General features: G+C 68.3%; 20 protein-coding genes. 16 read left to right on the top strand and 4 right to left on the bottom strand.

Translation table 11 applies throughout. The annotated features are described in order from the left end of the window. Positions 1 to 26: 26 nt before the first annotated feature. Positions 27 to 1,043: an aldo/keto reductase gene (locus tag BpN12_RS12640; protein WP_246792922.1), complete on the bottom strand. Its 1,017-nt coding sequence runs from the start codon at positions 1,041 to 1,043 to the stop codon at positions 27 to 29. A 630-nt stretch (positions 1,044 to 1,673) separates the two neighbouring features. On the opposite strand from BpN12_RS12640, the gene BpN12_RS12635 reads away from it, so the two are divergent. Genes BpN12_RS12635 through BpN12_RS12620 form a run of 4 tightly spaced genes read left to right on the top strand, consistent with a single transcriptional unit; the run spans position 1,674 to position 4,636 of the window. Next, the gene (locus BpN12_RS12635; protein WP_246792921.1) at positions 1,674 to 2,804 is read left to right on the top strand and encodes an oxidoreductase; all 1,131 of its coding nucleotides are present in this window, start codon (positions 1,674 to 1,676) and stop codon (positions 2,802 to 2,804) included. A gap of 26 nt (positions 2,805 to 2,830) precedes the next feature. Beyond that, complete coding sequence (locus BpN12_RS12630; protein WP_246792920.1) at positions 2,831 to 3,220, top strand: hypothetical protein; 390 nt, start codon at positions 2,831 to 2,833, stop codon at positions 3,218 to 3,220. Further along, the gene (locus BpN12_RS12625; RefSeq protein WP_246792919.1) at positions 3,217 to 4,200 is read left to right on the top strand and encodes an MDR family NADPH-dependent oxidoreductase; all 984 of its coding nucleotides are present in this window, start codon (positions 3,217 to 3,219) and stop codon (positions 4,198 to 4,200) included. The genes BpN12_RS12630 and BpN12_RS12625 overlap by 4 nt, the downstream gene beginning before the upstream one ends. A 31-nt stretch (positions 4,201 to 4,231) precedes the next feature. Then, on the top strand, positions 4,232 to 4,636 hold the full coding sequence (locus tag BpN12_RS12620; protein ID WP_246792918.1) for a winged helix-turn-helix transcriptional regulator: 405 nt from the start codon (positions 4,232 to 4,234) through the stop codon (positions 4,634 to 4,636). 247 nt (positions 4,637 to 4,883) lie between these two features. Here the strand turns inward: BpN12_RS12620 and BpN12_RS12615 are convergent, their stop codons facing one another. Further along, positions 4,884 to 5,792, bottom strand: coding sequence for a LysR family transcriptional regulator (locus BpN12_RS12615; protein WP_246792917.1), 909 nt, complete (start codon positions 5,790 to 5,792; stop codon positions 4,884 to 4,886). Positions 5,793 to 5,937: 145 nt separating this feature from the next. Here BpN12_RS12615 and BpN12_RS12610 point away from each other — a divergent pair, with 145 nt between their 5' ends. From BpN12_RS12610 to BpN12_RS12590, 5 genes are all read left to right on the top strand, one after another. Further along, positions 5,938 to 6,810: an NAD(P)-dependent oxidoreductase gene (locus BpN12_RS12610; protein ID WP_246792916.1), complete on the top strand. Its 873-nt coding sequence runs from the start codon at positions 5,938 to 5,940 to the stop codon at positions 6,808 to 6,810. Between the two features lie 60 nt (positions 6,811 to 6,870). Continuing rightward, positions 6,871 to 8,382, top strand: coding sequence for an aldehyde dehydrogenase family protein (locus BpN12_RS12605; protein WP_246792915.1), 1,512 nt, complete (start codon positions 6,871 to 6,873; stop codon positions 8,380 to 8,382). A gap of 47 nt (positions 8,383 to 8,429) precedes the next feature. Further along, the gene (locus tag BpN12_RS12600) at positions 8,430 to 9,767 is read left to right on the top strand and encodes a DUF3100 domain-containing protein (RefSeq protein WP_246792914.1); all 1,338 of its coding nucleotides are present in this window, start codon (positions 8,430 to 8,432) and stop codon (positions 9,765 to 9,767) included. Between the two features lie 43 nt (positions 9,768 to 9,810). Beyond that, a complete protein-coding gene (locus BpN12_RS12595) occupies positions 9,811 to 11,010 on the top strand; it encodes a M20 aminoacylase family protein (RefSeq protein WP_246792913.1) in 1,200 nt (399 codons plus the stop codon). A gap of 412 nt (positions 11,011 to 11,422) precedes the next feature. Beyond that, complete coding sequence (locus tag BpN12_RS12590; RefSeq protein ID WP_246792912.1) at positions 11,423 to 12,601, top strand: hypothetical protein; 1,179 nt, start codon at positions 11,423 to 11,425, stop codon at positions 12,599 to 12,601. Between the two features lie 163 nt (positions 12,602 to 12,764). Here the strand turns inward: BpN12_RS12590 and BpN12_RS12585 are convergent, their stop codons facing one another. Continuing rightward, positions 12,765 to 13,484, bottom strand: a complete 720-nt coding sequence (locus tag BpN12_RS12585) for an IclR family transcriptional regulator (protein WP_246792911.1) — start codon at positions 13,482 to 13,484, stop codon at positions 12,765 to 12,767. Between the two features lie 258 nt (positions 13,485 to 13,742). On the opposite strand from BpN12_RS12585, the gene BpN12_RS12580 reads away from it, so the two are divergent. The 6 genes from BpN12_RS12580 to argE all read left to right on the top strand — a co-directional run bounded on the left by BpN12_RS12580 (position 13,743) and on the right by argE (position 18,929). Continuing rightward, positions 13,743 to 14,495: an SDR family NAD(P)-dependent oxidoreductase gene (locus tag BpN12_RS12580; RefSeq protein ID WP_246792910.1), complete on the top strand. Its 753-nt coding sequence runs from the start codon at positions 13,743 to 13,745 to the stop codon at positions 14,493 to 14,495. 250 nt (positions 14,496 to 14,745) lie between these two features. Continuing rightward, positions 14,746 to 16,089 (top strand): flavin-containing monooxygenase, encoded by a 1,344-nt coding sequence (locus BpN12_RS12575; protein ID WP_246792909.1) that lies wholly within the window; start codon positions 14,746 to 14,748, stop codon positions 16,087 to 16,089. Then, positions 16,089 to 16,523, top strand: coding sequence for a RidA family protein (locus tag BpN12_RS12570; RefSeq protein WP_246792908.1), 435 nt, complete (start codon positions 16,089 to 16,091; stop codon positions 16,521 to 16,523). The genes BpN12_RS12575 and BpN12_RS12570 overlap by 1 nt, the downstream gene beginning before the upstream one ends. 100 nt (positions 16,524 to 16,623) lie before the next feature. Next, entirely contained in the window at positions 16,624 to 17,061 is a 438-nt protein-coding gene (locus BpN12_RS12565) for a RidA family protein (protein ID WP_246792907.1), read from the top strand. A gap of 10 nt (positions 17,062 to 17,071) precedes the next feature. Continuing rightward, positions 17,072 to 17,749 (top strand): DUF1028 domain-containing protein, encoded by a 678-nt coding sequence (locus BpN12_RS12560; RefSeq protein ID WP_246792906.1) that lies wholly within the window; start codon positions 17,072 to 17,074, stop codon positions 17,747 to 17,749. Between the two features lie 25 nt (positions 17,750 to 17,774). After that, on the top strand, positions 17,775 to 18,929 hold the full coding sequence (gene argE / locus BpN12_RS12555; RefSeq protein ID WP_246792905.1) for an acetylornithine deacetylase: 1,155 nt from the start codon (positions 17,775 to 17,777) through the stop codon (positions 18,927 to 18,929). Positions 18,930 to 19,017: 88 nt separating this feature from the next. Here argE and BpN12_RS12550 read toward each other — a convergent pair whose 3' ends face one another. Continuing rightward, positions 19,018 to 19,959: a LysR family transcriptional regulator gene (locus BpN12_RS12550; RefSeq protein WP_042629632.1), complete on the bottom strand. Its 942-nt coding sequence runs from the start codon at positions 19,957 to 19,959 to the stop codon at positions 19,018 to 19,020. An 823-nt stretch (positions 19,960 to 20,782) separates the two neighbouring features. Between BpN12_RS12550 and BpN12_RS12545 the strand changes: the two genes are divergently transcribed. Continuing rightward, entirely contained in the window at positions 20,783 to 22,204 is a 1,422-nt protein-coding gene (locus BpN12_RS12545; protein WP_246792904.1) for a purine-cytosine permease family protein, read from the top strand. The last annotated feature ends 7 nt before the right edge of the window (positions 22,205 to 22,211 follow it).

Genomic DNA, 22,211 nt, shown 5'->3' with positions numbered 1-22,211 from the left:
TATGTACGAGATGGTCAAACCGCTTGTCAGGCGACGGGGGCAGCAGGCAGTTCGGTATCCGTGTCGGAGGAAGACACCGCCGCGATCGTCTCCGCCTTGGCGGGCGGGGCGCTCACCGCGTCGAGTCGTTCCATATGCTCGATCGACAACGAGAGCGTGGCGCCGCCGAGGTTGCTGAGCAACTGCTCCGGAGAGCGCGGGCCGATCACCGGCAAGCCGCCGCGGCTGGCGGTCCACGCGATCGCGACCTGGTCGGGCGTGGCGCCGACCTGGCGGGAGATGTCCAGCACCGCGTCGAGGACGTCCGATCGCTGACGTGAATTCTCCGCCTGGAACACCGCGCCCCCGAAGGCCTCCAGACGACCCGCCTCGCCTTTCCGGTATTTGCCGGTCAACATGCCGCCGCCGAGCGGCGACCAGGTGACGGCCTCCAGCCCCAGTGCGCGACAAGCGACAAACAGATCACCCTCCGGCTCGCGGTGAACCAGGCTGTATTCGAATTGCGCGGCGGCAATCGGCGTGGCGCGGGTGTATTCGGCTATCGTCGCGGCTCGCACGAGCCGCCATGCCGGGAAGTTGGAGAGGCCCGCGTAAAGGATCTTGCCGGCACGAGCGAGGTCATCCAGGCCTCGCACGATTTCCTCCGAACGCGTGAATGCGTCGGGATGATGTACCCAAAGCAAATCGATCCTGTCCGTCTTCAATCGAGTCAGACTGGCTTCCACCGAGGCGATCATTGCCTTTCGGCTATTGCCCGTCACGAGCCTGTCCGGCGTGGGCGTGGCGCCGCTCGAGAACTTGCTCGCGAGAAAGAAGTGATCGCGTTGCCCCTGCAGCAGAGCGCCCAGAACCTCCTCCGACTGACCGAACTGATACACGTCGGCCGTGTCGATGAAGTTGCCGCCGGCCTGCGCGTACGCCTCGAAAATGTGCCGGCTTTGCGCTTCGTCGGCTCCATGGCCCCAGCGCGTGCCGAAGTTGGCCGTACCGAGAACGATGCGTGAAACGCGAACACCCGTGGTGCCGAAATTCTTGTATTTCATGATGAGACGTCATCCTTCGTAAGAGGGTATATGCCCGGATTAAATAGATGATTGAAATTCGCAATATGAACGCGCGGCCGACGAGCCGATCAGCAGCTCGCTGCCTGATCGGACCCGCTTCGCTTCCGATCTCGCGCGTGATCTCGATCCGCCGTGTGCCGACTGTTCCAAGACGGGCGACATCCCCGACGACCCTGAATCACCGGGCCAGGTTCCACGAGAACGGTCCCTTCCGTTGCCTCATGGCTTGCGGCTGCCACCCGACGTCGACCGGCGATTGACAGCCTCCGCGGGTATGCACGCATCGGAGTTTTCATCGGGAAGCGAGCATATACCCGCAATTTCTCGCACGCAAGCAGCCGGCTATCTCGCCTTGCGGCAACAGGATCAACAAAGGTTACCTGGTGAGAAAAAACTGCCTTCTTGTTTCGGAAAGTTAGATTCCATAATCTATCGAGGTATCAGGTTGAGACCGAGGTGACGATTCGAGACCTTGCAGCACGGTGACTCGTCTTGCCGCAAGCGGTCTCTTTAGCCACGGCTTCACGCACTCCCGGTTTCCGCACGGTGTCGGGATGGTCGAACCACACGCGACGACGCGCATTTTTGTTTCATCGAGGATTTTTCGCCATGACAGACGTTCTCTTCACCCCGTTCTCCATCAACGCGTTGTCGTTGAAGAACCGCATCGTGATGTCGGCGATGACGCGGGGCTTCAGCACGGGAGGCGTGCCGGGCAACGATGTCGCGGCCTATTACCGTGCCCGTGCCGAAGGAGGCGTCGGCCTGATCATCACCGAGGCCGTGGCGATTCGACGTGCCGCCGCCGCCGAAGTGGCCGGGATCCCGACGTTCGACACGGCCGAGTCGCGAGCGGGCTGGTCCGCGGTCGTCGATGGCGTCCATGCAGCGGGCGGCCGCATCGCCGCGCAATTGCATCATGCCGGTGCGCTACGAGACCCACGGGAAATGGGGGCACCCGATGTACCGAATGACGAGCCGAACACCATGACGCAGGGTGACATCGAGGACACGATCGCGGCGTTTGCGCAAGCTGCCGCCACGGCGCGTTCGCTCGGCTTCGACGCGATCGAGATCCATGGCGCGAACGGCAACCTGATCGATCAATTCCTCTGGGCCGGTCGTAACGCACGCTCGGATCGGTGGGGCGGCAGCCTGCTCGCCCGCACGCAATTCGCCGTCGAGGTCGTGCGAGCGGTTCGCCTGGCCGTGGGACCGAGGTTCCCCGTGCTGTTCCGCATTTCGCAGTTCAAGCAGAAGGCGTTCGATGCGCGCATCGCGAACGATCCGTATGAGTTCGGCACCATTCTGAACGTCCTGTCGGACGCCGGCGTCGACATGTTCCACGCGTCCCAGCGCCGGTTCTGGGAGCCGGCCTTTGCGCCTTCGCCGTTGAATCTGGCGGGTTGGGCGCGACGTTTGAGCGGCAAGCCGTCGATCACCGTCGGCTCGGTCGGCCTCGACGGCCCGGACGTCACCGATTTGCTGACCGGCAAGGGGGGCAATGCCGGCCCCGGCGGCCTTGACGAACTGCGTGCGCGCCTCAACGACGGCGAGTTCGACCTGGTCGCGGTCGGCCGCGCCTTGCTGACTGATCCCGCATGGCCCGACAAGGTTCGTGAGGGACGTCTGCAAGATTTGCGGGGCTTCGATTTGCGCTCCCTCGGCAGCCTGGTCATCGCCGATCCGGCCATCGGTGCCGCGAGCGAATCCGTCGAAACCGGCGCAGCCGGTAGCTGATGCCTGCACCGGAACGGGAGTCATTGATGAACGAATCTTCCTCGCGCCATCCTTTTCTTGACGACCTCGCCGACGACGTCGTATTGGAATCCTCGGTATTGCGTCAGGCCGTGCGGGGCCGGGACGTCGTGCTGCGGATCGTCAAAGCCGGGGCGGCTCAATATGCAACGCAGAAGCCGCGCTTTCTTGGCCATGTCGGCGAGCGTAGCTATTTCGAGTATGACGTTCGATTGCAGGACGGCAAGCCGGCCGCCGGACTCGTTTCGATCGTTCGAAATGCCGACGCGCAGGTGACGGCCCTGCACATTGCGTTCAGTCCACTTGACGCGGTGCTGTCACTCGCCGCGGGCCTGCGCGATCGATTGGCGCCGGAACTCGACGAACACTGGTTTCTGGGGAAGGAGACGGGCGCATGAAAGCCGCACGTTTGACATCGTACGGCGAGCCGCTGGCCGGCATCGCGCTGCATGACGTGCCCGAACCTCCCGCTCCCGGGGCGGGAGAAGTGCTGGTGCAGATGCGATATGCTCCGGTCAATGTCAGCGACCTGATGGTCGCGCGCGGAATATACGATTGGCGCCCGCAGCTTCCCGCCACGCTCGGGAACGAGGGCGCCGGCGTGATCGTCGCCACCGGAGAGGATGTCGAGGGAATGCGCCCGGGCACGCGCGTCGTGCTTCCGTTCATGGCGCAGACCTGGCGGGAGCGCCTGACCGTGAAAGCCGGGCAATTGACGGTGATTCCCCCGAACGTCACGTTGCAGCAGGCCGCGATGGCGACGATCAACCTGGTCACGGCCGCGATGTTGCTGGACGACTATGTCCCGCTTGCCCCAGGAGACGTGGTCGCCTATAACGCCGCGAACTCCGGGCTGGGCCACTGCGTTGCGGGCCTTGCGTCCCGCCGTGGTCTGCGCACTCTCGGGTTCGTGCGCGCGGCAGCGGATATCGGGCGAGTGCGTGAGGCGGGCTGCGAGATCGTCCGCCTCGATGACGGGCTGGATCCGACCGGCGACGCGGAATTGAACGGTTCGCGGGTGCGACTGGCGCTGGACGGCGTGGGTGGCCCGTCGGCCGGCCGCCTCGCGGCCTTGCTCGTGTCCGATGGTGCATTGGTTGCCTATGGCGCGGCCAGTCATCTACCGATGGAAGTATCGGCGCAGCATCTGATTTTCAAGCGCGTCTCGGTGCATGGATTCTTCGAAGGCCGGCCGGAGAACGTGGCCCGGATCCGTCCCACGCTAGAATCAGTGCTCTGCGCCCTGGAGCCGGGCGGAATCGAACAACCCGTTGCGGCATGCTATCCCCTCGGACGCGTCAGCGACGCGATCGCGCACGCCATGCGGGGTGGAAAGATCATGTTGACATTTGGCGAGACCCGCGACGACGCAGCCTGATCTCGGGCGGCCCCTCACATCGAGATCTTCAATGTCGGATACCCATGATGTCGTGATCGAAAGCTACAAGCGCTGGGTCGCGATGCCCGTTATCGAGTCACATTGTCCGGTGCGCGATGTTCTTGATCGTCTCGGCGAGAAATGGACCACGTTGCTCGTGATGGCGCTTGCCGAGAAGCCGCGCCGCTTCGCCGAATTGATGAAAGCAGTGCCTGATATCTCGAAGCGCTCGTTGACTCATTCACTGCGCAACCTCGAGGAAGACGGGATCGTCATTCGCGAGGTGTTCCCTACCAAGCCACCCTCGGTCGAGTACAGGCTATCGCCCCTCGGCGAGTCGCTGCTCGCGCCGCTTGCCGAATTCATCTCGTGGGCCGAGAGAAATCACGGCGAGATCAGGCTGGCGCGTCAACGCTACCGTGATGGCGAAGCCTGAACCGTCCCGGATTCGTCTGACAGGCCGACGGCGGCCGGCATTGCCTGGGCATTCCAGGCTTCGCGCGCGGCGTTTGATCGGCCGCCCCCTCGAAAAGGCGGTCACGGGACAGGCGCCGCGGTCAGCGCCGGCTTCGCGCTGACCGCCGCGGAGCGAATCCGGCGCGTGCCTTTCATCATGTTCCCGGTGTCGATTCGATCGGGCCGCAAGCATCGATGCCACGTGGCGTGGCCGCAAGCCCGCGTCCTCAGCGAAACGCCCGCATCTGCCCCGTCATCATCTGCAGCATCTTGTTGGCTGCCACCGACAGCTTGCGCCCGACGCGCGTGACCATGTGCGCCTCGGCGTTCTCGAGGATCGGATGCGCGATCTCGATCGCGAACAGCTCCCTGGCCTGCAGCTCGGCCGCCACCGCGAACGCCGGCATCACCGCGATGCCGAGCCCCGACTTCACGAAATCCTTTAGGATAGCGAACGAATTAGTCGTGACCACGGGCGCGAGCCGCACGCGCTCGGCGTATTCGACCGCCTCCAGCATCTGCCGCGTGTCGTAGGACGGATGCGTGGCCGCGAGCGGGTAGCCGGCCAGCTGCTGCACCGTGAGCACCTTGTGGGTGCGGCGCGGGAAGCCGGGGCCGACGATCGCCATCATCGGCTGGCGCTGGGTGGCGCGCGACACCAGCTTCGGCTCGTCGGGCGGGTTGTAGACGAGGCCGATCTCGCCCTCGTCGTTCGAGATCTTGCGGATCACGTCGTTGGTGCTGCCCACGTCGAGATTGACGTGGATGCCCGGGTACTGCCGGCAGAACTGCTGCATCGGCCCGGCCAGCAGGTCCGAGACGAAGCCCTCGCCGAGCACCACGGCGACCTGCCCGGTCTTGAGCCCGCGCAGCTCCTGCAGCTGCGAGAGCAGATCGTCGCGATGCGCGAGCTGCTCGCGGAAATACTCGATCACGCAATGCCCGGCCGCCGTGGGCGTGACGCCGCGCGCGTGGCGCTCCACCAGCGTGGCGTCGAGTTCCTTTTCGAGCAGCCCGATCTGGCGGCTCACGGCCGACGGCGCCACGTCGAGCCAGTCGGCCGCCGCGCGGATCGTGCCGCAGCGCACGGCCTCGTAGAAATAGACGATGCGGCTGTCGGTGAGGGTATCGGTCATCGTTCGCGCGTTCTAAAAAACAGAACAGTTTCAATATTGGCGTTGATTGATTATACGAGTCGGCCACCGCAACATCGTATCGACATGCGGTGCCGGCACGGCTCGACGAGGCGGCCCGTTCCACTTCATAACGGGAGTTCGTCTGATGAAAACGATCGGCGTGATCGGCTTGGGCAACATGGGGCGCGGCATGGCGGGCTCGCTGCGGCGCGGCGGCCACGCGGTGCTTGGCTACGACGCGGCGCCCGGCGTGGCGGCCGCGCTGGCCGCCGGGGGCGTGATCGAGGCGCGCGAATCGGTGGCCGCGATCGCGCGCGACGCGGACCTGCTGCTGCTGTCGCTGCCGACCTCGGCGGTGGTCGAGGCGGTGGTGCTGGGCGAGGACGGCGTGCTGGCCCATGCGCGGCGCGGCACGATCGTGGTGGACACCACCACCGCCGATCCCGACAGCACGCGGCGCGTGGCGGCGGCGCTGGCCGAACGCGGCATCGGCTTCGTCGACGGCCCGGTCAGCGGCGGCCCGAAGGGCGCGGCCACGGCCACCATGACGATGGTGCTCGGCGGCGCGCAGGCCGACGTCGACGCGGTCGAGCCGGTGCTCGCCGCGATCAGCGCGAAGCGCGTCCACGTCGGGCCGGTGGGCGCCGGGCACGTCACCAAGCTGCTCAACAACCTGCTGACCGGCATCCACCTGCTGGCCGCGAGCGAGGCGGTGCGCGCCGCGCGCGCGGCGGGCGTGGACCCGGAAAAGCTGGTGGAGGCGCTCAACGGCGGCTCGGGCCGCAACAGCGCCACGCTCGTCAACTACCCGACCTGGATCTTCAACGGCGCGTTCGATTCGGGCTTCACGATGAAGCTGATGCGCAAGGACGTGCGGCTCGCGCTGGGCCTGCTCGACCAGCAGGGCGGCGCCGCGCCGGTGGCACGCGAGGCCGCGCGCCTGTGGGCCGCGAGCGAGGCCGTGATCGGCGACGCCGAGGATTTCAACCGCATCGTCGAACTGCCCGACCGCGCCTGAGCTGCGCTGTCCCGCATTCTTATTCGAACCGCATTCGAACCTCCTACCGGAACCGACTCCATGACCCAGCACGCAGACCAGCTTCTCGCCGCGTTCGCCCACTTCTTCCCCGCCGCCACCACGATCGGCTCGTATCTCGACGGCGCCTTCGTGGAAGGCCAGGGCGAGCCGGTGCAGCTGCACGACGCGGCCACCGGCGAGCCGACGCTCGCCTACCGCGACGCCGGCGCCGCCGTGATCGACTACGCGGCCGGCGCCGCGCAGCGCGCCCAGCGCGAGTGGTGGGCGCTCACGCATGCCGCGCGCGGCCGCGTGATGCACGAGGTGGCGCGTGCGATCCGCGCCGAGACCGAGGCGATCGCGCGGCTCGAGGCGCTCGGCTCGGGCAAGCCGATCCGCGACTGCCGCGGCGAGGTGGCGAAGGTCGCCGAGATGTTCGAGTATTACGCGGGCTGGACCGACAAGTTCTACGGCAGCGTGATCCCGGTGCCCACCTCGCATCTGAACTACACGCGCCGCGAGCCGGCCGGCGTGGTGCTGCAGATCACGCCGTGGAACGCGCCGGTGTTCACCTGCGGCTGGCAGGTCGCGCCGGCCATCGCGATGGGCAACGCCGTGCTGCTCAAGCCCTCCGAACTGACGCCGTTCACCTCGCTCGCGGTGGCGCGGCTCGGCGAGCGCGCCGGGCTGCCGCGCGGGCTCGTCAACGTGCTGGCCGGCTACGGCCACACGGTCGGGCAGGCCGCCATCGCGCACCGCGCGGTCAGCAAGGTGGTGTTCGTGGGCTCGCCGGCCACCGGCGCGCGCATCGCCGAGGCGGCCGCGCGCCGCGTGCTGCCGTGCGTGCTCGAACTGGGCGGCAAGTCGGCCAACATCGTGTTCGCCGACGCGGACCTGAAGCGCGCGGCGCTCACCGCGCAGGCGGCGATCTTCGCCGGCGCTGGGCAGAGCTGCGTGGCGGGCTCGCGGCTGCTGGTGCAGCGCGCCGTCTACGACGAGTTCGTGACGATGGTGGCGGCCGGCGCGCGCAAGATCCGGGTGGGCGCGCCACTCGATGAGTTGACGGAGGTCGGCCCGATCAACAATCGCAAGCAGTACGATCATGTGCTCGCGATGATCGCGCGCGGCGTGGAGGCCGGCGCGACGCTCGCGGCCGGTTCGGCCGAGCGCGCGCCGGGCGGCGGCTACTACGTCACGCCCACGGTGCTGGCCGGCGCCAGCAACGCGATGGAGGTGGCGCGCACCGAGATCTTCGGGCCGGTGGTGGCCGCGATTCCGTTCGATTCGGAAGACGAAGCGATCGCGATCGCCAACGACAGCGACTTCGGCCTGGCCGGCGCGGCGTGGACCACCGACGTGGCGCGCGCGCACCGCGTGGCCGCGCAGGTCAATGCCGGCACGTTCTGGGTGAACGGCTACAAGACGATCAACGTCGCGTCGCCGTTCGGCGGCTACGGCATGAGCGGTTACGGGCGCTCGAGCGGTGTCGAGGCGCTCCACGAATACACGCAGACCAAGAGCGTGTGGGTCGAGACGGCCGAGGCCCCGCCCACCGCGTTCGGATATCTGTAAAACGGTCCGGCCTCGCGACGAAGGCCGGGCGCAACGGGAGACGGAAGATGGCACAGGCACTGGGAATGGAACGCCATGCGTTCGGCGGCGCGCAGAGCGCGAAGGTATTGCTGTACGCGGCCGGCATCCTGCTGGTGGCGGAATGGATCGGCGCGTTCGCGTTCAGGATCGGGCCGGGCAAGGTGGTGCTGCTGCCGATGATCTGGGCGCTGCTGCTCGGCGCCGCGGTCGGGCTGGCCGGCTCGCGCTGGCGCAGCAGCGCACGGCTCGACGTGTCGGATCAATTCTTCGCCGCCGCGATCCTGCAGCCGGCGCTGCTGCTGTTCGTCGCGAAGCTCGGCCTGATGGTGGGCAGCGCGCTGCCGAAGCTCGCCGCGGCCGGCTGGGCGCTCGCGTTCCAGGAGTTCGGCCACTTCGTCGGCACGCTGCTGCTCGGCCTGCCGCTCGCGCTCGTGCTCGGCATCAAGCGCGAGGCGATCGGCGCGACGTTTTCGGTGGGCCGCGAGCCGAGCCTCGCCATCATCGGCGAGAAGTACGGGATGGACTCGGCCGAGGGCCGCGGCGTGCTGGCCGAATACCTGACCGGCACCGTGTTCGGCGCCGTGTTCATCGCGATCTTCGCCGGCTTCGTCACGAGCCTCGGCATCTTCGATCCGCTCGCGCTGGCGATGGGCTCGGGCGTCGGCTCGGGCAGCATGATGGCGGCGGCCTCGGGCGCGATCGCCGCGCAGCAGGACGCCGAAACCGCCAAATCGGTGCTCGCGTTCGCGGCGGCCAGCAACCTGATCACCACCACCATCGGCACGTATTTCACGCTGTTCATCTCGCTGCCGCTCGCGGTGTGGGGCTACCGCGTGCTCGAACCGCTGATCGGGCGCACCACCCGGGCGTCGGGCCAGGCCGCGGCCGCGGCCGGCCCGTCGCTCGGCGAGGTGCGCACCGAGGCGCCGAAGCTCGGCTACGGCGGCTACCTGCTGGCGTGGATCGCGACGGCCGCGATGGCGCTCGTCTGCGACTGGATCGCCCATGGCACCGCGCCGCTCGCCGGCCTGCCCGGCATCGCCATCATGGTGGTCGCCACCATCATCGGCGAAGCGCTCGCGCGCGTGACGGGGCGCCGGATTCCGGCCGTCTGCTGGGTGTCGGTGGTGGCGATGTTCCTGACCTCGCCGTGGTGCCCGTGGGCCACGCAGATCGCCGCGTTCAGCTCGCACAACGATTTCCTCGGCGTGACCACGCCGATGCTCGCGTTCGCCGGCCTGTCGATCGCCAAGGACATCCCGGCGTTCCGCCGGCTCGGCTGGCGCATCGTGGTGGTGTCGTTCGTCGCGAACGCCGGCACCTTCATCGGCGCCACGCTGGTCGCCCAGCTGTTCCACATCTGAGCGGCCCGCTCGCCCGCGAGCGACAAGACATCGAGGACCCCGCATGACACTGATCGAATCCATCCAGGCCGACGCGGCCGAACTGCAGGCGATCCGCCGCGATATCCATGCCCATCCCGAGATCGGCTACGACGTGTTCCGCACCGCCGAACTCGTCGCCGCGCGGCTGGAGGGCTGGGGCTACGTGGTCACGCGCAATGTGGGCCGCACCGGCGTGGTGGGCACGCTGCGGCGCGGCACCAGCCCGCGCGCGATCGGCCTGCGCGCCGACATGGACGCGCTGCCGGTGCAGGAGGCGAACCGCTTCGCGCACCGCTCGACGGTGGCCGGCGCGATGCATGCGTGCGGCCACGACGGCCACACCGCGATGCTGCTCGGCGCGGCCCGCCATCTGGCGCGCGAGGGCGGCTTCGACGGCACCGTCCAGCTGTTCTTCCAGCCGGCCGAGGAGGCCGGCGGCGGCGCGCGCGCGATGATCGAGGATCGCCTGTTCGAGCGCTTTCCGGTGGATGCCGTGTTCGGACTGCACAACTGGCCCGGCATCGCGGCCGGCGATTTCGCCGTGCGCCCCGGGCCGCTGATGGCCTCCACCAGCCTGTTCCGCATCACGCTGCGCGGCGCCGGCTGCCACGCGGCGATGCCGCATCTGGGCCGCGACCCCGTGTTCGCGGCCGGGCAGGTGCTGGCCGCGCTGCAGGGCATCGTCACGCGCAACCGCAATCCGATCGACGGCGCGGTGCTGTCGGTCACGCAGATCCACGCCGGCGAGGCGATGAACGTGGTGCCCACCGACGCGTGGCTCGGCGGCACCGTGCGGACCTTCTCCGACGCCACGCTCGAGCTGATCGAGCGGCGCATGCGCGCGGTGGTGGCCGCCACCGCGGCGGCGTTCGAGTGCGAGAGCGAGGTGGAATTCACGCACCAGTATCCGGCCACCGTCAACGACGCCGCGCAGACCGCGTTCGCGGCCGGCGTGATGCGCGAGCTGGTGGGCGACGAGCACGTGAACGCGACGGCCGAGCCCACCATGGCCGCCGAGGATTTCTCGTTCATGCTGCGCGAGCGGCCCGGCTGCTACGCGTTCATCGGCAACGGCGCCGGCGAGCATCGCGCGATGGGGCACGGTGGCGGCCCGTGCCTGCTGCACAACGCGAGCTACGACTTCAACGACGCGCTGCTGCCGGTGGGCGCCAGTTATTTCGTGCGGCTGGTGGAGCGGTTCCTGGCGCCGGTGCAGTGCTGAGCGGCGCGCGCGGGGCCGGTTCATTCGCCTCGGTTTCGATTCGGCGTTTTTCGGGTTTTGTCGTTGGTTTGTTCGGGATGCTGAATAAAAGATGACGTCAATCAAGCTCCCGATTGAACGAGGCCTCAAACTTTCTAGTTGAAAGCAGAACCGCCGGCGCGAACCGCCGGCGCGAACCGCCGGCGCGAACCGCCGGCGCGAACCGCCGGCGCGAACCGCCGGCGCGAACCGCCGGCGCGAACCGCCGGCGCCAATTGTTGAGGTGGCTTTGCGATCGGCTCCATCGGTTTTCGCCCAGCAGTCCCGGTTGTGCCGGCATCAATGCGCGACGCATCTGCAGAGGTGGGTCACCGGGCTCATCGCGGTAGTCCGCCGGGCATGGCTTCGCATACCGTGGACGCGGGCCCTCCTGTTGAGCGGCTGCCTGCCGTGCCTGTTCGCCCATGAGTGGGCGCGAGCCTCGGAATTGACGATCACGGCGACCTACAAGGGCAGCGTGACGAGCACCGGCGGCCAGTTCACCAACACCACACCGCAAAGCGGCATTTGTGTCGACCTGCCCGGCATGTGCCCTCAGGGCTATTTCAGCATCCTGTTTCCATGGGCCGGGAATCAAGGCGGGAACGTCGGCACCTATGCCGTCCGCTACGGCATGACCGTGTCCTCGAACCGTAGCGTGAACATGGAGATCGATGCCGTCGACCGCACGGTGCCGGTCTATAACGATCACGGCATGGCGCGCACCGTCGTGCTCAAGGTGGATGCGATCGGATTCCTTAACGATCCGGCGTCGGGAGGCGGATACACCCCCTATACGCGGCCCTACGGCATCAACTGCCGGGGCATCGGCTGGCGAAGCACGAGCGAAGGCGGAGCCTATGCGCTCTGGACCGGAACGAATCCGGGCTACAGCCTCTGTTGGGTCTTTCCCGTGCCTGGCCAGCAAACGGTCACGATGGGTGACGTCAGCTTTCGTTATCTCCTGAAGCTCGACAAGCCGTGGACCTGGCCGCCCGGCATCTATCGCGGCACCTACCTGTACGGATACGGGTCCGGGCGCGATCTCTATTTCGGGCCGAATTTTTCCGGAAGCGTGGACGACGTCTCGCTCGATTTCGTGCTGACCGTGCTGCCCGACATGTACGTTCACTTTCCCGGCGATCATGGCGGCGTGGTCAGCGCCGATCTGGCGCCGCCGGGCGGCTGGTTCAACTGGCAGGGCAGGATGCCGCCCACGCTCACGGCCGAGGTGCCGTTCGATTTCGCCACGCTCGGGCCGGTGAGGATCTCGCTGCAATGCCAGAATCCGGCCGGCGACACCTGCGGTATCGTCGATTCGACCGGTGGGGCGCCGCTGGCGGTCGATACGCTGCTGACCGACAACCATCTGAATGACGACAGCGGCAGGGCGGCGATCAGCAGCCGGCTGACGACGACCGCGCGCGTGTTCACGCCGCTGGCCGGGCAGCCCGTCGGCGTCGCACCTGCGCGATTGACGTTCCGGACTCAACCCGGCGCGACGCAGCAGATGCAGGCCGGGCATCAGTACGGCGGCCTGGTGACGATCGTGTTCGATTCCGGTACCGATTGAATGGCGCGGCCTGCGCCGACGCTGACCCGAAGGGTGTGTGGCTCCTGGCCGGCGCCCGCGAAGCGGTGTTGTGTTGCGGGCGTGGGTCGTCAAAAAGCCGGCGATGCGCTGGGCGTTGGGGCATGGAGCTACCGGTGAAGATGCCGGAATCCGGCCCGCGCCTTCAGCACTTGATCAGGTTGAACAGCTCGCGCATGGTCCGGCAGGCCAGCCGCCGCATCAGCGCCGGATTGAGCCGCTGCGGCGGCCCGCTCGCGCCGAGCGCGGCCACCGTCCGTCCGCTCAGGCGCAGCGGCAGCGCGAAGCAGTTCAGGTTCGTCTCCGAGGCCTGCAGGTCGAACGCGAAGCCCCATTCGCCGATCGCGGCCAGCTCGGCATCGAGCGCGCGCGGCAGCGACCGTTCGCGCCGCAGCCGGCGCAGCAGCGACGGATGGTGCGCGAGGAACACCTTGCCGATCGCCGAGGTCGCCAGCGCGTCGCGCCGTTCGTTGACGCGATGCGCGAAGCCGTGACCCTCGCCGTCGAGCGCGTCGAGCGTCAGGTAGGCACGGGTGCCGCACGGCACCGCCAGGAAGCAGTCCTCGCCGCACAGCTCGTTGAAGGCCCGCAGCGCCGGCGCGAACGCCGCGCGCAGCCGCTCGCCCTGCGGCGCGAGCGGCCGGGCCGTCATCTCCAGCCGCAGCCCGAGCGCGTAGCGGTGCTGGTCGCGCGTGACGTAGCCCATGCCGATCAGCGTGTCGAGCACGCCGTGGACGGTGCTCTTGCTGAAGCCCGTGGCCTCGGCCACTTCCGTCAACCGCGCGGCGCCGCCATGCGCGCTCAGCGTTTCGAGCACCGCCATCGCGCGTTCCACCGACTGGATTGCCTTGCTGCCATGCTCCATCGCGGGTCCTCTTCAATGCGTTGATCCAAGGCCGCAGCCGGCGTGCCCGCCACGGCGCCGGGGCTGTCACGCGGCGCATGTCGGGCGGCCCGCCTCCACCGCGCTCACGATTCAGGCCATGCATGCCGCGCCCGCATCGCCCGCCCCCGCCCGTGTTCGGCCCTGCCGAACTTTCGCGACTTTCGGCGCCGCGCATGCCGCGCCGCGCGCGGCGTCGGCTATCGTCCGGCGATTCCCTCAACCGGCAAGGATACCAACATGGATCTTCAACTGAGTGGCGCGAAGGTGCTGGTCAGCGGCGGCACGCGCGGCATCGGCCGTGCGATCGTCGAGGCGTTTCTCGCGGAAGGCGCGCGCGTGGCGTTCTGCGCGCGCGGCGAGGCCGGCGTGCAGGCGGCGCAGGCCGAACTGGGCGGCGCCGCGTTCGGGCAGGTGGTGGACATTACCGATCCGCGCCAGGTCACGGCCTGGGTGGACGCGAGCGCGGCGCGCCTGGGCGGGATCGACGCGATCGTGCCGAACGTCAGCGCGCTGGCGGGCGGCGGCGATCTGGCCGCGTGGCGGCGCGCGTTCGACACCGACCTGCTCGGCACGGTCGGCTTCGTCAACGCGGCGCTGCCCTACCTGCGGCAGTCGCGGGCCGCCTCGGTGGTGCTGATCTCGAGCGTGTCGGGCCGCGAGGTCGACCGCTTCGCCGAGCCCTACGGCGTGCTGAAGGCGGCGCTGATCCACTACGGCAAGACGCTGTCGGCGCGCCACGCGCGCGAAGGCATTCGCATTAATACGGTGTCGCCGGGCAACGTCTATTTCGAGGACGGCGTGTGGGGCACGATCGAGCGCGAGCAGCCCGGCACGTTCCAGGCCTGCCTCGCGGCCAACCCGATGGGGCGCATGGCGCGGCCCGACGAGGTGGCGCGCGCGGCGGTGTTCCTCGCGAGCCGCGCGGCGAGCTTCACGACCGGCACCAACTTGCTGGTGGACGGCGGCCTCACGCAGGGCGTGCAGTTCTGAGGCCACGGCGGTCGCGCGCCGCCGATCCGGCACCTGAAACGGGCAGGCATGCCCCGTGCCGGCGCCGCGGCGCGCCGCGGCGGTGCGGCGCCGGCCGCCGCGCGAGGCCCGGCGCGGGCCTCCAGCTTTTTCCTAGCCAGCGACCACAAAAAACATCATTTCGCGAATCCCCGGCTCTGAACAGAATTCCATTCATGCGAGCCACGGTGCCGACGCCGTGGACGGAAACAGCATTTCAGAGGAATTCGCGATGACAGTCGAGAACACAGTCGTAGACACGCTCGTCGTCGGCGCCGGCCAGGCCGGCGTCGCGATGAGCGAACATCTGGGCAAGCTCGGGGTGCCGCACCTGGTGCTCGAGCGCGACCGGATCGCCGAGCGCTGGCGCACCGGCCGCTGGGATTCGCTGGTGGCGAACGGCCCGGCCTGGCACGACCGTTTCCCCGGCCTCGAATTCGACGATCTCGATCCCGATGCGTTCGCCTCGAAGGATCGCGTCGCCGAGTATTTCGAAGCCTATGCGAAGAAGTTCAATGCGCCGGTCCGCACCGGCGTCGAGGTCACGAAGGTGGTGCGCAACCAGGGCCGCCCCGGCTTCACGATCGAGACCAGCGACGGCACGATCGAGGCGAGCCGCGTGGTGGTGGCCACCGGCCCGTTCCAGCGCCCGGTGATTCCGCCGATCGCGCCGGTCACGTCCACGCTCACGCAACTCCACTCGGCCAGCTATTACAACCCGCAGCAGCTGCCCGCGGGCGGCGTGCTGGTGGTGGGCGCGGGCTCCTCGGGCGTGCAGATCGCCGACGAGCTGCAGCGCGCGGGCCGCGACGTCTACCTGTCGGTCGGCCCGCACGACCGCCCGCCGCGCGCCTACCGCAACCGTGACTTCTGCTGGTGGCTCGGCGTGCTCGGCAAGTGGGACGCCGAGGCCGCGCAGCCGGGCCGCGAGCACGTGACGATCGCCGTCAGCGGCGCGCGCGGCGGCCACACCGTCGACTTCCGCCGCCTCGCCAACCAGGGCGTGAATCTGGTCGGCCTGACCCGCGCGTTCGACGGCGAGGTCGTGAGCTTCGAGGCCGACCTGGCCGCCAACATCGCGCGCGGCGACGAGAACTACCTCTCGCTGCTCGACGAGGCCGACGCCTACATCGCGCGCAACGGCCTGGACCTGCCCGAGGAACCCGAGGCGCGCGTGATCCCGGCCGATCCGGCCTGCCTCACGCAGCCGCTGCTCGAACTCGACCTGGCGCGCGCCGGCGTCACCTCGATCATCTGGGCCACCGGCTACGCCGTCGACTACCGCTGGCTGCAGGTGGACGCGTTCGACGCGAAGGGCAAGCCGAAGCACCAGCGCGGCGTGTCGAGCGAGCCGGGCATCTATTTCCTCGGCCTGCCGTGGCAGTCGCGGCGCGGTTCGAGCTTCATCTGGGGCGTGTGGCACGACGCGAAGCACGTGGCCGACCACATCGCCACCCAGCGCAAATACCTGTCGTATCGAGACGGCGCCGAGCGCCACGCGCAGGCGGCGAGCGAATCGCGCGCCACGATCGCCGGCGCGCAAGCGTCGAGCCCCAGCGAAATCGGAGTGAACTGATGCCCACCCATACCCGTATCCGGATGTTCAACACCAAGGATACCTACCCGAACCAGTCGCTCGACAACGACCTGTGCCAGGCCGTGCGGGCCGGCAACACCGTCTACGTGCGCGGCCAGATCGGCACCGACTTCGACGGCAACCTGGTGGGCCTTGGCGACGCGCGTGCGCAGGCCGAGCAGGCGATGAAGAACGTCAAGCAGCTGCTGGAGGAAGCCGGCAGCGACCTTTCGCACATCGTCAAGACCACCACCTACCTGATCGACCCGCGCTATCGCGAGCCCGTCTACCGCGAGGTGGGCAAGTGGCTCAAGGGCGTGCATCCGATCTCGACCGGCCTGACCGTGGTGGCGCTGGGCCAGCCGGAATGGCTGATGGAGATCGACGTGATCGCCGTGATCCCGGACGGCTGGACGCCGGACGCGGCAGCCTGAGGCCTCAGGTCCGGGCACCGGCCCGGACCCGACTGGCGCCGCCGGATTTCGATCGCGGCGGCGCGGCTTTTTATCGAATCGCAATCGACGAGGTGGATTCATGAGCGAACCGACGCACACCCGCATCCGGATGTTCTATACGAAGGACACGTATCCGAACCAGACGCTCGACAACGACCTGTGCCAGGCCGTGCGCGCCGGCAACACGGTCTACGTGCGCGGCCAGGTGGGCACCGATTTCGACGGCAACCTGGTGGGCCTCGGCGACGCGCGCGCGCAGGCCGAGCAGGCGATGAAGAACGTCAAGCAGCTGCTGGAGGAATCGGGCAGCGACCTCTCGCACATCGTCAAGACCACCACGTTCCTGATCGACCCGCGCTATCGCGAGGCCGTCTATCAGGAAACGGGCAAGTGGCTCAAGGGCGTGTTCCCGATCTCGACGGGGCTGGTGGTCAGCGCGCTGGGGCAGCCGCAATGGCTGATGGAAATCGACGTGATCGCGGTGATCCCGGACAACTGGGCGCCCGCGCGGGCATAAGGAGACGGACATGACTTTCTCGATCGTCGGACGGTGTCAGGAAACCGGGCAGCTCGGCATCGCGATCAGCTCGTCGAGCATCGCGGTGGGCGCGCGCTGCCCGTGGGTGCGCGCCGGAGTGGGCGCGGTGGCCACGCAGAACGTCACGCTGCCCGCGCTCGGCCCGCAGATCCTCGACCTGCTCGAGGCCGGCCAGCTCGATCCGGCCGCCGCGCTGGACCGCGCGCTCAGCGCGAACGGCTGGAGCCAGTACCGGCAGGTGACAGTGATCGACGGCCAGGGCCGCACCGCGCTGTTCAGCGGCAAGGAATCGCTCGGCCTGCATCACGCGGTGGCGGGCGAGCAGTGCGTGGCCGCCGGCAACCTGCTGTCGGCCCCGAAGGTGATCGAGGCGATGGTGCCGGCCTTCGAGAACGCGCCCGGCGCGCTCGCCGACCGCCTGATCGCGGCGATGCAGGCCGCCGTCGCGGCGGGCGGCGAGGCGGGGCCGATCCACTCGGCCGCGCTGAAGATCGCCGGCGACGTGACCTGGCCGATCGTCGACCTGCGCGTGGACTGGGCCGAGGCCGACCCGATCGGCGAACTCGACGCGCTGTGGCAGGCCTACCGCCCGCAGATGGCCGACTACCTGACCCGCGCGATCAATCCGACCGTCGCGCCGAGCTACGGGGTGCCCGGCGATGAGTGAAGCGGCGCATCCGGCGACCGGGCCGATGAGCAGCCGCGAACTGCTCGCGCGGCTGATCGGCTTCGCCACCGTCAGCCGCGATTCGAACCTCGAGCTGATCGAATTCGTGCGCGACTACCTGGCCGGGCTCGGCGTCGAGAGCGAGCTGTTCCACAACGCCGAGCGCACCAAGGCGAACCTGTTCGCGACGATCGGCCCGCGCGAGCGTGGCGGCATCGTGCTGTCGGGCCATACCGACGTGGTACCGGTGGACGGCCAGGCCTGGAGCGTCGAGCCGTTCCGGTTGACCGAGCGCGACGGGCGCCTGTACGGACGCGGCACGGCCGACATGAAGGGTTTCCTGGCCTCGGCGCTGGCAGCGGTGCCGCGCTTTCTCGAGCGCGAGCTGACGCTGCCCGTGCATCTGGCGTTCTCCTACGACGAGGAAGTGGGCTGCCTCGGCGTGCGGCCGATGCTGGCCGAGCTGGAGCGGCGCGAACACCGGCCGCGCCTGTGCCTGATCGGCGAGCCGACCGAGCTGAAGCCGGTGCTCGGTCACAAGGGCAAGCTCGCGATGCGCTGCCACGTGAAGGGCGCCGCCTGCCACTCGGCCTACGCGCCCTACGGCGTGAACGCGATCGAATACGCGGCCAAGCTGATCGGCCGGCTCGGCGAGATCGGCAGCGATCTCGCCGCGCCCGAGCATCACGACGCGCGCTTCGATCCGCCGTTCTCGACCGTGCAGACGGGCGTGATCCACGGCGGGCGCGCGCTCAACATCGTGCCGGCCGAATGCGAATTCGATTTCGAGGTGCGCGCGCTGCCGGGCTTCGAGGCGCAGCAGGTGGCCGACCAGCTGGGCCACTACGCCGAATCGGAACTGCTGCCGAGGATGCGCGCCGTGCAGCCCGACACCGGGATCCGCTTCCAGCCGCTGTCGGCCTATCCGGCGCTCGCCACGCCGCCCGACAGCGAGGCGGCCGAGCTGCTCGCGCTGCTCTCCGGCTCCCGCGAGTTCGGCACGGTGGCGTTCGGCACCGAGGGCGGCCTGTTCGAGCGTTCGGGGATCCCGACCGTGGTGTGCGGGCCGGGCAGCATGGACCAGGGGCACAAGCCCGACGAGTTCGTCAGCATCGAGCAGCTCGAACGCTGCGACGCGATGCTGGCGCGGCTGGCCGGGCATCTGGCGGCGGCCGGTTGAGTTCGGCTGACTGAGCTTGGCTGACTGAGCTTGGCCGACTGAGCCTGCTCGATCGGGCCGCGCACCGCGCAAGCGGGCGCGGCCCGTTTCATTCGTCGTCCGGTTCCGCGTGGCGCGGGCGCGCGCTCAGCTCGGTGAGCCGCTCGCGGCAGAAATCGACGAACAGCTGCGCCGGTTTCGTCAGCTGGCCGCGCTTGAGCCGCGCGCTGACGAGCCCCGAGGTGGCCACCGGCTCGGCGATGCCGATCGTCACGACCTTCTTGCCGTCGTAGGTGCATTCGGAATGCGGGCGCGTGACCAGCAGCGAGAAGCCGAAGCCCTGGCCCACCATGCCGCGCACCATCTCGATCGACGGCGAGCCGAACACGATGTTCGGCGTGAGCCCGAGCGCATGGAACAGGCTCACGAAGTAGGTGCGGCTCGGCTGCACGTCGAGCAGGATCATCGGCTCGACGCAGAGATCGCGCAGCGACACCTGCGTCTGTTCCGCGAAACGGTGGTTTTCCGGCAGCAGCACGTAGGGCCGCTGCGGCGGCATCAGCGGTTCGGTCTCGATCGTGCCGTCCAGCTCGTGGTCGTAGAGGAACGCCACGTCGAAGGTGCCGGCCGTGAGGCCCTGCACGAGTTCCTGCTGGTCGCCGTCGCGAATCCGGATGTGGACGCCCGGGTAGAGTTCGCGAAACCCCGCGATCAGCTGCGGCAGGTAGAGCGGCGCCACCGTCTCGAAGCAGCCGATGTCGATCTGGCCCGTCACCACGTCGTTGTCGGCCAGCGCGTTCTGCTCGAACTCGTGGGCCATCCGCAGCAGTTCCTGCGCCTTGCGGTAGAAGCGCGTGCCGCTCGGCGTGAGCGACACGCCCTGCGCGTGATGGCGGATGAACAGCTTCACGCCGAAGCTTTCCTCCAGGCCCTTGATCGCGTTCGAGATCGAGGGCTGCGCGATGTACAGCTGGCGCGAAGCCTCGGCCACGCTGCCGGCCTCGACCGTGGTCACGAAGTATTTCAGTTGTCGCAATGTATAGAAGGCCACATCCACCTCTGCTGCCCGGCCGCGCACGGGGCGCCGGGCCGGCGTTCGTCGTTCCGGTTGGTACCTTACCGCAGGCCGCGCGCCCGGATGCGCGCCGGCGGCCGATTTTTATCATATGGCGCGAGCATAAATTTTATTTTTGATCGCCGCCGCGAATGTGCTTCGGCGCGCGCGGCGGGCGGTACCGGTTCCGCCCGCCGCGCACCATGCGCTCCCTGGGAAACCCGGGCGCAAACGAAAGATCGTGAAAACCCGCGTGTCTCGCCTCGTGCCGCACGCGCCGCTGGCCGCCCCGAGACGCTCTCCGTCACGCGAAAACCCACGCCGGACAAGGCTGGCGGCCCGTTTTCAGGTCCGTTCCGGTGCATTCCGGCACCGTTTTTGTGCCGTCCGTGTCTCAAAAACGAACATAGCAAAAAGCTTTGCAAGACCCACTAAAACGATATTTCTCAAATATTATCGGCTTCGCTAAATTTGTTTCACATCAAACGGCTGGCGGATGAAGCGAGTATGGCGGCGCGGTGGCGGACTCGCAGGGGCGAGCGCGACAGCGGCGTCGAGCGGCCTTCATCGGGCGGGCCAGGCACCCGGAAAAGCGGGGCGGTATCGAGCGGGGCGGCATGCGAAGGCGTGACGACGCCGTCGAACCGTGCCGCCGCCCATGGGCGCCGCGCATTCGCAATTGATTCGGATTTCGAAGCAAGACACGGATTCGGGGCGGCCTCGCGGCGCCGCGTGCCGGCCGATGATTGATGCAGGGGTTCAGGCAAGCCTTGAACCGGTAACAGCGCGCGGTCACCCGCGCAGGCAAGGAGACTTCATCGTGACCACCCCGGATCGCACCGCGTCCCCGTTGATTGAAAAACATACGATCGGCTATGTGCCGCCCGAGGATCGCCACGGCAAGGTGCGCGATCTGTTCACCCTCTGGTTCGGCGGCAACATCGCGCCGCTGCCCATCGTGACCGGCGCGCTCGGCGTGCAGATCTTCCACCTGAACCTGTTCTGGGGGATCGTCGCGATCCTGGTCGGGCAGGCCGTGGGCGGCGTGCTGATGGCGCTGCACTCGGCGCAGGGCCCGCAGATGGGCATCCCGCAGATGATCCAGAGCCGCGCGCAGTTCGGCTCGTGGGGCGCGCTGCTGGTGACCGTGATCGCCGGCGTGATGTACGTGGCGTTCTTCGCCTCGAACATCGTGCTGGCCGGCAAGTCGCTGCACGGCATCACTTCGGCGGTGCCGGTGCCGGTGGGCATCGTGATCGGCGCGGTCGGCTCCGGGCTGATCGGCATCATCGGCTATCGATTCATCCACATCCTGAACCGGATCGGCACCTGGGTGCTCGGCATCGGCATCGCGATCGGCTTCATCTACATCTTCACGCACGTGCAGACCGCCGATTTCGCCACGCGCGGCGGCTTCAACTTCGCCGGCTGGCTCGCCACCGTGTCGCTGTCGGCGCTCTGGCAGATCGCGTTCGCTCCCTACGTGTCGGACTATTCGCGCTACCTGCCGGCCAACGTGCGGGTGTCGTCGACGTTCTGGGCCACCTACCTCGGCTGCTCGATCGGTTCGTCGCTCGCGTTCGTGTTCGGCGCCGTGGCCGCGCTCGCCGTCGCGCCGGGCGTGGACACCATGGACGCCGTCAAGCAGGCCACCGGCCCGTTCGGCTCGCTGATGCTGGTGCTGTTCCTGCTCAGCGTGATCAGCCACAACGCGCTGAACCTGTACGGCGCGGTGCTCTCGTCGATCACCTCGATCCAGACCTTCGCGTATCGCTGGATTCCCACCGCCCGCGCCCGCGCCGGCTTCTCGATCGCGATCCTGCTGGCCTGCTGCTACGGCGCGATCGGCGTGTCGACCAACTTCGTGTCGAACCTCGTGGACCTCGTGCTCGCGCTGCTGGTGGTGCTGGTGCCGTGGACGGCGATCAACCTGATCGACTTCTACGTGATCCACAAGGGCGACTACGACATCGACTCGATCTTCCGCGTGGACGGCGGCATCTACGGCCGTTTCAACCCGCAGGCGCTGATCGCCTACGCGGTGGGCATCGCGGTGCAGATCCCGTTCATGAACACGCCGATGTACGCCGGCCCGGTGCCGGCCCATCTCGACGGGGCGGATCTGTCGTGGCTGGTCGGGCTGGTGCTGACTTCGCCGCTTTATTACTGGCTGGCCACGCGTGATACGGCTTATCGTCGGCGGCAGAAGCCCGCTGGCGCCGCGGCGGGAGTGACGCGCTGAGGTTGGT

This window comes from Burkholderia perseverans, assembly GCF_022870505.1.
Lineage (GTDB): Bacteria > Pseudomonadota > Gammaproteobacteria > Burkholderiales > Burkholderiaceae > Burkholderia > Burkholderia plantarii.
Note: the sequence above shows the minus strand (reverse complement) of the source record. Positions and strands in the feature narration are given on the sequence as shown.